Here is an 8,308-nt window from a genome sequence, read left to right as displayed (position 1 = left end):
GTCGGCGACCTGCGCGGCGACCACCGAGATGCCCTGCACGTCCTCGGCCGAGTCGGCCAGACCCGCCGCGGCGGCCAGCACCTTCTCGGCGCGGAAGCGCTCGATCTCCTTCTCGGCGTCCTTGAGCTTGGCGAGCATGCCCGAGATCTTCTCCGGCAGCTCCTCCGGGCGCCCCTTGACCAGCTCGGTCAGCTGGGACACCACGGTGTGCTCGCGGGCCAGGAACTTGTACGCGTCGACGCCGACCAGCGCCTCGACGCGGCGCACGCCGGAGCCGATCGAGGACTCGCCGAGCAGCTTCACCAGGCCCAGCTGGGCGGTGTTGCCGACGTGCGTGCCACCGCACAGCTCCTTGGAGAAGTCACCGATGGTGACAACCCGGACCTCGTCGCCGTACTTCTCGCCGAACATCGCGATGGCACCGGCCTTGCGGGCCTGATCCATCGTCATGACCTCGGCGGTGACGTCGAGTTCGCGACCCAGCACGTCGTTGATCTTCTGCTCGACGTCGACCAGCACGGTGCCCGGGACGGCGGCGGGCGAGCCGAAGTCGAAGCGGAAGCGGCCGGGGGCGTTCTCGGAGCCGGCCTGGGCGGCCGTCGGGCCGAGCGCGTCGCGCAGCGCCTGGTGGGTCAGGTGGGTGGCCGAGTGGGCGCGGGCGATCGCCCGGCGGCGCTCGGTGTCGATCGTGGCGTACGCCGAGGCGCCGAGCACGACCTCGCCGAACAGCACCCCACCGGAGTGCACGATGACACCCGGGACGGGCTGCTGCACGTCGCGGATCTCCACCACCGCGCCGGACTCCAGCCGGATCCTGCCGTGGTCGGCGAGCTGGCCGCCGCCCTCGGCGTAGAACGGGGTGCGGTCGAGGATGATCTCGACCTCGTCGCCCTCGGAGGCGGCCGGCGACGGAACGCCGTCCACCAGCAGGCCGACGACGCTGGCCTCGCCCTCGGTGAGGTTGTAGCCGGTGAAGACGCTCGCGCCGGACTTGTCGGCGACCTCGCGGTACGCGGCGACGTCGGCGTGGCCCATCTTCTTGGCCTTGGCGTCCGCCTTGGCGCGGTTGCGCTGCTCCTGCATCAGGCGGCGGAAGCCGGCCTCGTCCACCTGGAGGCCCTGCTCCTCGGCCATCTCCAGGGTGAGGTCGATCGGGAAGCCGTAGGTGTCGTGCAGCTTGAAGGCCTGGTCCCCGGAGAGGACCGCGCCGCCGGCCTGCTTGGTCTCGGTGACCGCGGCGTCCAGCAGGCTGGTGCCGGCCTTGAGGGTCTGCAGGAAGGCCGCCTCCTCGCCGACGACGACCGTCTCGATGCGCTTGCGGTCGCTCTCCAGCTCCGGGTACTGCGGAGCCATCGCCTTGATCGCGATGTCGGTGAGGTCCTTGGCCACCACGCCGGTGGCGCCCAGCAGGCGCATGTTGCGGATGGCGCGGCGCAGGATGCGGCGCAGCACGTAGCCGCGGCCCTCGTTGCCGGGGGTGACGCCGTCGCCGATCAGCATCAGCGCGGTGCGGATGTGGTCGGTGACCACGCGCAGCGAGACGTCCGACTTGTGGTCGGCGCCGTAGGTGTGGCCGGTGAGCTCGGCGGCGCGGTCGAGGATCATCCGGCTGGTGTCGATCTCGAAGAGGTTGTCGACGCCCTGGAGGATGGCGGCGAGGCGCTCCAGGCCGAGGCCGGTGTCGATGTTCTTGCTCGGCAGGTCGCCGAGGATCTCGAAGCCGTCCTTGCCGTCGCCGTGGCCGCGCTCGTACTGCATGAAGACCAGGTTCCAGATCTCCAGGTAGCGCTCGCCGTTGACGGCCGGGCCGCCCTCCTCGCCGTACGCGGGGCCGCGGTCGTAGTTGATCTCCGAGCACGGGCCGCAGGGGCCGGGGACGCCCATCGACCAGAAGTTGTCCTTCATGCCGAGGCGCTGGATGCGCTCGGACGGGACGCCGATGACGTCACGCCAGATCAGCTCGGCCTCGTCGTCGTCCTGGTAGACGGTGATCCAGAGCTTCTCCTTCTCCAGGCCGTAGCCACCGTCCGCGACGGAGCTGGTGAGCAGCTCCCACGCGAACTTGATGGCGCCTTCCTTGAAGTAGTCGCCGAAGGAGAAGTTGCCGCACATCTGGAAGAAGGAGCCGTGCCGGGTGGTCTTCCCGACCTCCTCGATGTCCAGGGTGCGCACGCACTTCTGGACGCTGGTGGCGCGCGAGAACTGCGGCTTGACCTCGCCCAGGAAGTAGGGCTTGAACGGCACCATGCCGGCGTTGACCAGCAGCAGGGTGGGGTCGTCGGCGACCAGGGACGCCGACGGAACGACGGTGTGGCCGCGCTCCTCGAAGAAGCGCAGCCAGCGGCGGCGGATCTCAGCCGACTCCATTATTGGTCCTTCCGGTTCGGGGTGCCGCCCCGCTGCGGCAGGGCGCGGCGGGGCGTTTCTTCAATGGCTCGGGTGGTGGTGCGGGCCCCACGGGACACGGGGCGGGGGCCTGACGGGGGCAGGGCGGCGGCCGGGCTGCCGGGCGCCGCCGAGATAGCTCGGTACTGCGGCTCGCCGCGCAGGACCCGTCCGGTGCTCCGGGGTTCGACGACGGCGGTGCCGTGCAGTCCGAGGTCGTCCTTCAGCTGCTCCTCGCGCTCGGCCATGCCGGCCCGCACGTCCTGGGCGAACTGCTTGGCCAGGTCGCCCAGGTGCAGCGCACCGCGCGTGGCGGTGCCGGAGAGGCTGTCCGGGGTGAGCCGGTGCACGGCCTCGTTGGCCTTGTTCATGGCCCACACGGTCGCACCGGCGCCGACCGCCATCCAGAAGACGCGTCGCACCATGCCGTCAGCCCCTCACCGCGCGCCGGACCCGGGAGAGCAGGCCGTTCCTGGGCGCGGTCGCGGCGCGCACCTCGGCCCGGATCAGCCGGGCCAGCTCCTCGCGCTCGCCGCTCTGCGACGGCACGGACGGCTGGCCGCCCTGCTGCTTGGCGACGGCCTTGCGGACGCCGTAGCTGAAGGCCGCGACCTTCACCAGCGGCCCGCCCAGGGTGGCGGCGACGGTGGAGGAGAGCGCGTTGGCGTTGGCGGCGGCGTCCTGCACGTTGGCGGTGATCTCGTCCACCCGCTCCAGCTGCTGGTTGGCACTGCGCACGGCGGCGCCCGCGTCGCTCAGCAGCGGGACGGCCTGCTCGGTGACGGCGGAGACGAGGACGGTGGCCTCCTTCAGCACGCGCGAGAGGCGGACCAGCACCACGGCGAGCAGGGTGACCAGGACCGCCCAGAACACGGCGACGAGCAACCCGGCCAGCTCTCCCACGGACACCTTTGCGCGCTCCCTCGCCTTGCTGTTCTCCAAACGGAACCCTATCGCGCCCACGCCCGGTTTCCGGACCGGGTTATCGCCGGGCCCCGGGGTCCACCGCCGCGTCGGCCCTCGGCCGAACCGGTCGGATGTGCGAACCGCGCGCGTAACCTACCGGCCGGTCACCTCGTTCTGCCAGGCGGGCCGTCGCCCGTACGGCCCGACGAACGTCCGGGCCCCGACGGTCCGGGCCAGGAACACGGGGAGCAACGCTTGGCCGGCGACTGGAGAGCACAGCCCGGGGAACCCGCGGCGTGGCCGCGCGAGCCGCAGCCCGGCCGGCTGCCGGCCGAGGTGACGGGCTTCGTCGGGCGGCAGCGGGAGCTGGCCGAGCTGGCGGGCCTGCTGGCCGGCGCCCGGCTGGTGACGGTGACCGGGCCGGGCGGGGTGGGCAAGAGCCGGCTGGCCCTGCGCGCCGCCGCCCGGGCGGCCGGCGCCTTCCCGGACGGCACCTGGCTGGTCGAGGTGGCCCCGGTGCAGGACCCGCTGCTGCTCGGCCGCGCGGCGCTGGAGGCGCTGCGGCTGACCGACGACACCGCCCGCCCGCCGCTGGACGTGCTTACCGAGCGGCTGTCCGGCCGGCGCACGCTGCTGGTGCTGGACGGCTGCGAGCACCTGGTGCAGGCCTGCGCCGACCTGGCGAACGCGCTGCTGCGGGCACTGCCCGGCCTCCGGGTGCTGACCACCAGCCGCGCCGCGCTGCGGGCCTCGGGCGAGCACCTGCTCACCCTGGCCCCGCTGCCGGTCGACCCTCGGCCGAGCGGTCCGAGCGGTCCGAGCGGTCCGAGCGGTCCGGGCGGGCTGCCGGACGCGGTGCGGCTGTTCGCCGAGCGGGCCCGGGCGGTGCTGCCCTCCTTCGCGCTGACCGAGGCCAACACCGAGGCGGTGAGCCTGCTCTGCCGCCGTCTGGACGGCCTCCCGCTGGCGGTGGAGCTGGCGGCCGGGCGGCTGCGCGCGCTGTCGGTGGAGCAGATCACCGCCCGGCTGGACGACCGGTTCCGGCTGCTCACCGGCGGCTCCCGGACGGCCCTGCCGCGGCACCGGGCGCTGCGCACCACGATCGGTTGGAGCCATGAGCTCTGCACCGTGCAGGAACGTTTGCTCTGGGCCCGCCTCTCGGTCTTCGCCGGCAGTTTCGACCTGGAGGCCGCCGAGTACGTCTGCGCCGGTGACGCCCTGGAGGCCGAGGACGTGCTCGACCAGCTCGACGAACTGGTCGGCAAGTCCGTGGTGCTGCGCGAGGACAGCGCCTTCGGCGTCCGCTTCCGGCTGCTGGACACCCTGCGCGACTACGGCGGCCAGTGGCTGCGGGCCGCCGGCGAGGAGCAGCGGCTGCTGCGCCGCCACCGCGACTGGTACCTGGGCGTGGCCACCTGGGGCGAGGTCGAGTGGTTCGGCCCCCGGCAGGCCGAGACCGCCGAACGCACCCGACTCGCCCACCCCAACCTCCGCGCGGCGCTGGAGTTCTGCCTCGCCGAGCCCGGCGAGGAGCAGATCGCCCTGCTGCTGGCGGGCACGCTGTGGTTCTACTGGGTCGGCTGCGGCCACCTCGGCGAGGGGCGGCACTGGCTGGACCGCGCGCTCGCCCTGGACCGCGAGCCGACCGAGGCCCGCGCCAAAGCCCTCTGGGCGACCGGCCACCTGGCCACCCTGCAAGGCGACCTGGAGGCGGCCCGCCCGGCTCTGGAGGAGTGCCGCCGCCAGGCCCTGGACACCGGCGACGACCGGGCGCTCGCCTACGCCGTCCACCGGCAGGCCGGCGCGGCCCTGGTCGGCGACGAGCCGGAGCGCGCCGCCGAGCTGTTCGAGGAGGCGCTCTGGCACTACCGGACCATCGGCGAGCTCAACAGCAACGTCGTGCTGGCCATGGTCGAGCTGGGCCTCGCGTACCTGTTCCAAGGGGATCCGGAGAGCGGCGAGCTCTGGTTCGGCCAGGCCCGCGAGCTGTGCGAGGAGCACGGCGAGCAGTGGGCGTACGCGTACGTGCTGTACGCGACGGCGTACGCGCACTGGCTGGACGGCGCCGTCCGGGCGGCCCGCGCCCTGGCCCGGGAGGGCCTGCGGCTGAACCACCTGTTCCACGACCTGCTCGGCATCGCGCTGGCGATCGACCTGCTGGCGCTGCTGGAGACCGAGCCGGGCGGCCCGGGCGCGCCGGGCGACCTGGGCGAGGCCCGGGTGCTGCAGGGCGCCGCGCACCGGATCTGGCACACGGTCGGCCTGCCCTTCCTGGGCTCGCGGTCCTTCTTCGGCCCGCACCAGGAGTGCGCGGAGCGGGCCCGGGCGGGGCTGACCGCGCAGGAGTACGAGCGGTGCTACCAGGCCGGGGCCCGGCTCGACCTGGACGCGGCGGTCTCCCGGGCGCTGGGCGCCAGCGGGTCGACGGGCGGCCCGGAGCCCGGGTCCGGGCCCTGCTCGGTGCCGTCCGCACCGGCGCCCGCACCGGCCAGGAATAGCTGAAACTTGCCGATTGCTTGAGGAGGCAAGGAACCACCCGGAAGGAGCCCCCCGTGGCCGTGACCACCGCCGCCGACGAGTACCGCCTCGCGACGTTCCACTTCGAGTCCAAGGCCTACGCCGACGCCGCCCGCATGCTGGAGGGCGTGCTCGCCGAGGAGCCGGCCAACCTCTCGGTCCGGCTGCTGCTGGCCCGCAGCTACTACCACTCCGCCCAACTCGGGCGCGCCGAGGCCGAGTTGCTCCGGATCCTGGCCACCGACCCGGCCGAGGACTACGCCCGGCTGATGCTCGGCCGCACCCTGGAGCGCCAGGGCCGCACCGAGGAGGCCCGCCCGCACCTGCGGCTGGCCGCGGCGATGACCGGCGAGAACCGCTAGGGGCTCTCTTTCGGATCACTCGCGCGCCCCCGCCCCAACACCACCCCCCCCCCACGGTCCACAACCCCCCCCCCCTCTCCTGGAGAGTGTTTATCGCTGAGGTACCGCAGATGCGGAACCGCGACGGGTCAGCGCGAGTAGTACTCGACCACCAGCTGCTCGTCACAGATCACCGGGACCTCCTTGCGCTGCGGCGCACGGTCCAGGCGGAAGGCCAGGGCCTTCAGGTTGACCTCGAGGTACTTCGGGGTCTGGCCCTCACCCGCGTAGCCACCCTCACGGGCGACCTGGAACGGGACCTTCTCCTTGCTGCGCTCGCGGACGGTCACCACGAAGCCCGGCTTCATCTGGTACGACGGCTTGTTGACCTTGCCACCGTTGACCTCGATGTGGCCGTGGACGACCATCTGGCGGGCCTGGTAGATGGTGCGGGCAATGCCCGAACGCAGCACCAGCGAGTCCAGACGGGTCTCCAGCTCGGCGACGAGCGCCTCACCGGTCTTGCCCTCGGCCTTCTTCGCGCGGTCGAACGCGCGCGCCATCTGCTTCTCGCTCAGGTCGTACTGGGCGCGCAGACGCTGCTTCTCGAGCAGACGGACCTTGTAGTCCGAGTTCTGCTTGCGACCACGGCCGTGCTGGCCGGGCGGGTACGGGCGGGCCTCGAAGTACTTGACGGACTTCGGGGTCAGCGGCACGCCGAGCGCACGCGCGATCTTGACCTTGGGACGCTTCTGGTTCGCCATGAACCAAACCTTCCTTGCTTACGAATACGGCTTCACCAGGTGTTGACGGAGGTCGCATCTCGCGACCCGGAGACAACCCATCGCCGAGGCGATGCGGTCAGCCGCTCTCCGGAGCCGGGCACAAAAGTGCTGGTCACACGGAACAGCCCGGAAATCCGGGCCGTCCGCGACACCGAAACGGTGCGCGACGCTCCTGGTGCGGGCCTCCCGGAGGAGGCCTACGGCCGATGCCCCGCTGGTGCGGCCGGTCGGTGGAGTCTCCTCCGCCGCCGTCCCGGGGCATGGCACTTCGACCGATTGTACCGGGTGGTCGAGCGCCCCTTCTCACTCACCCCTGAGCCGGCCCCGCGTCCACTCCACGACGTCCGCGTACCGGGCCTCGCCGCCGCGCCGGGTCGGCTGGTAGTAGTCCTTGCCGTGCACCGCGTCCGGCGCGTACTGCTGGGCCGCGATGCCCTCCGGCAGGTCGTGCGGGTACTGGTAGCCCTGGCCGTGGCCGAGCTTGCCCGCGCCGCCGTAGTGCGCGTCCCGCAGGTGCGGCGGCACCGCGCCCGCGAGCCCCTGCCGGACGTCCGCCAGCGCCGCGTCGATCGCCAGGTAGGCCGCGTTGGACTTGGGCGCCAGGGCCAGCGCGATCGCCGCCTGGGAGAGGATGATCCGCGCCTCCGGGAAGCCGATCAGGGCCACCGCCTGGGCCGCCGCGACCGCCGTCTGGAGCGCCGTCGGGTCGGCCAGGCCGACGTCCTCGCTGGCCGAGATCATCAGCCGGCGGGCGATGAACCGCGGGTCCTCCCCCGCCTCGATCATCCGGGCCAGGTAGTGCAGGGTGGCGTCCACGTCGCTGCCCCGGATCGACTTGATCAGTGCGCTCGCCACGTCGTAGTGCTGGTCGCCGTCCTTGTCGTAGCGCACCGCCGCCTGGTTGACGGCCGTCTCCGTGGTGGCCAGCGTGATGCTCGCCTCGGCCTTCTCCAGCGCCGCCCCGGCCGCCGCCTCCAGCGTGGTGAGCGCCCGCCGGGCGTCACCGCCGGCGAGGCGCACCAGGTGGTCCTCGGCCTCCGCCGTCAGCTCCAGCGCGCCCCCCAGGCCGCGCTCGTCGGCCACCGCGCGGCGCAGCAGGGCGCGGACGTCCTCGTCGGTCAGCGACTCCAGGGTGAGCAGCAGCGAGCGGGACAGCAGCGGGGAGATCACCGAGAAGTACGGGTTCTCGGTGGTCGCCGCGATCAGGGTGACCCAGCGGGTCTCCACGGCCGGGAGCTGCGAGGGCTGCTGGGCCTTGGAGAAGCGGTGGATCTCGTCCAGGAACAGCACCGTCTCCCGGCCGGACATGCCGACCGCCCGCCGGAGCAGCCGGCCCCATCGCGCCTACGCCCTGTCCCGCCGATCGAGGCGGGC

At 72.9% G+C, this 8,308-nt stretch carries 6 protein-coding genes and 1 pseudogene; 2 read left to right on the top strand and 5 right to left on the bottom strand.

Annotation, left to right across the window (positions count from 1 at the left end; all coding sequences use genetic code 11):
- The 3 genes from alaS to ACFV6I_RS34985 all read right to left on the bottom strand — a co-directional run.
- Positions 1 to 2,367: alanine--tRNA ligase (alaS, locus tag ACFV6I_RS34995; RefSeq protein ID WP_380429885.1), on the bottom strand; the 2,367-nt coding region annotated here is incomplete at its 3' end.
- Positions 2,367 to 2,810 carry a DUF6167 family protein gene (locus tag ACFV6I_RS34990; protein WP_063346788.1) on the bottom strand — a complete coding sequence of 148 codons (444 nt, stop codon included), beginning with the start codon at positions 2,808 to 2,810 and terminating at the stop codon, positions 2,367 to 2,369. The genes ACFV6I_RS34990 and alaS, both read right to left, overlap by 1 nt.
- Before the next feature lie 4 nt (positions 2,811 to 2,814).
- The gene (locus ACFV6I_RS34985; RefSeq protein WP_063346789.1) at positions 2,815 to 3,294 is read right to left on the bottom strand and encodes a DUF948 domain-containing protein; all 480 of its coding nucleotides are present in this window, start codon (positions 3,292 to 3,294) and stop codon (positions 2,815 to 2,817) included.
- Positions 3,295 to 3,546: 252 nt separating this feature from the next.
- On the opposite strand from ACFV6I_RS34985, the gene ACFV6I_RS34980 reads away from it, so the two are divergent.
- Both ACFV6I_RS34980 and ACFV6I_RS34975 read left to right on the top strand, forming a co-directional pair.
- The gene (locus tag ACFV6I_RS34980) at positions 3,547 to 5,793 is read left to right on the top strand and encodes an ATP-binding protein (protein ID WP_380429882.1); all 2,247 of its coding nucleotides are present in this window, start codon (positions 3,547 to 3,549) and stop codon (positions 5,791 to 5,793) included.
- 56 nt (positions 5,794 to 5,849) lie between these two features.
- Positions 5,850 to 6,170 (top strand): tetratricopeptide repeat protein, encoded by a 321-nt coding sequence (locus ACFV6I_RS34975; RefSeq protein WP_380429888.1) that lies wholly within the window; start codon positions 5,850 to 5,852, stop codon positions 6,168 to 6,170.
- A gap of 128 nt (positions 6,171 to 6,298) precedes the next feature.
- Here ACFV6I_RS34975 and rpsD read toward each other — a convergent pair whose 3' ends face one another.
- Together rpsD and ACFV6I_RS34965 are read right to left on the bottom strand one after the other, a co-directional pair.
- Positions 6,299 to 6,913: a 30S ribosomal protein S4 gene (gene rpsD / locus ACFV6I_RS34970; RefSeq protein WP_063346792.1), complete on the bottom strand. Its 615-nt coding sequence runs from the start codon at positions 6,911 to 6,913 to the stop codon at positions 6,299 to 6,301.
- A 324-nt stretch (positions 6,914 to 7,237) separates the two neighbouring features.
- Positions 7,238 to 8,257 (bottom strand): annotated as a pseudogene (locus ACFV6I_RS34965) (replication-associated recombination protein A); the annotation flags it as partial.
- Positions 8,258 to 8,308 lie beyond the last annotated feature (51 nt).

The sequence above is a fragment of the Kitasatospora sp. NPDC059803 genome (genome assembly GCF_042732255.1).
In the GTDB taxonomy this organism is placed as follows: Bacteria; Actinomycetota; Actinomycetes; order Streptomycetales; family Streptomycetaceae; genus Kitasatospora.
Note: the sequence above shows the minus strand (reverse complement) of the source record. Positions and strands in the feature narration are given on the sequence as shown.

Excerpts from the sequence above, each read along its gene's own strand:
- ACFV6I_RS34990 (WP_063346788.1), bottom strand. The coding sequence starts at position 2,810 with ATGGTGCGACGCGTCTTCTGGATGGCGGTCGGCGCCGGTGCGACCGTG.
- rpsD (WP_063346792.1), bottom strand. The coding sequence starts at position 6,913 with ATGGCGAACCAGAAGCGTCCCAAGGTCAAGATCGCGCGTGCGCTCGGC.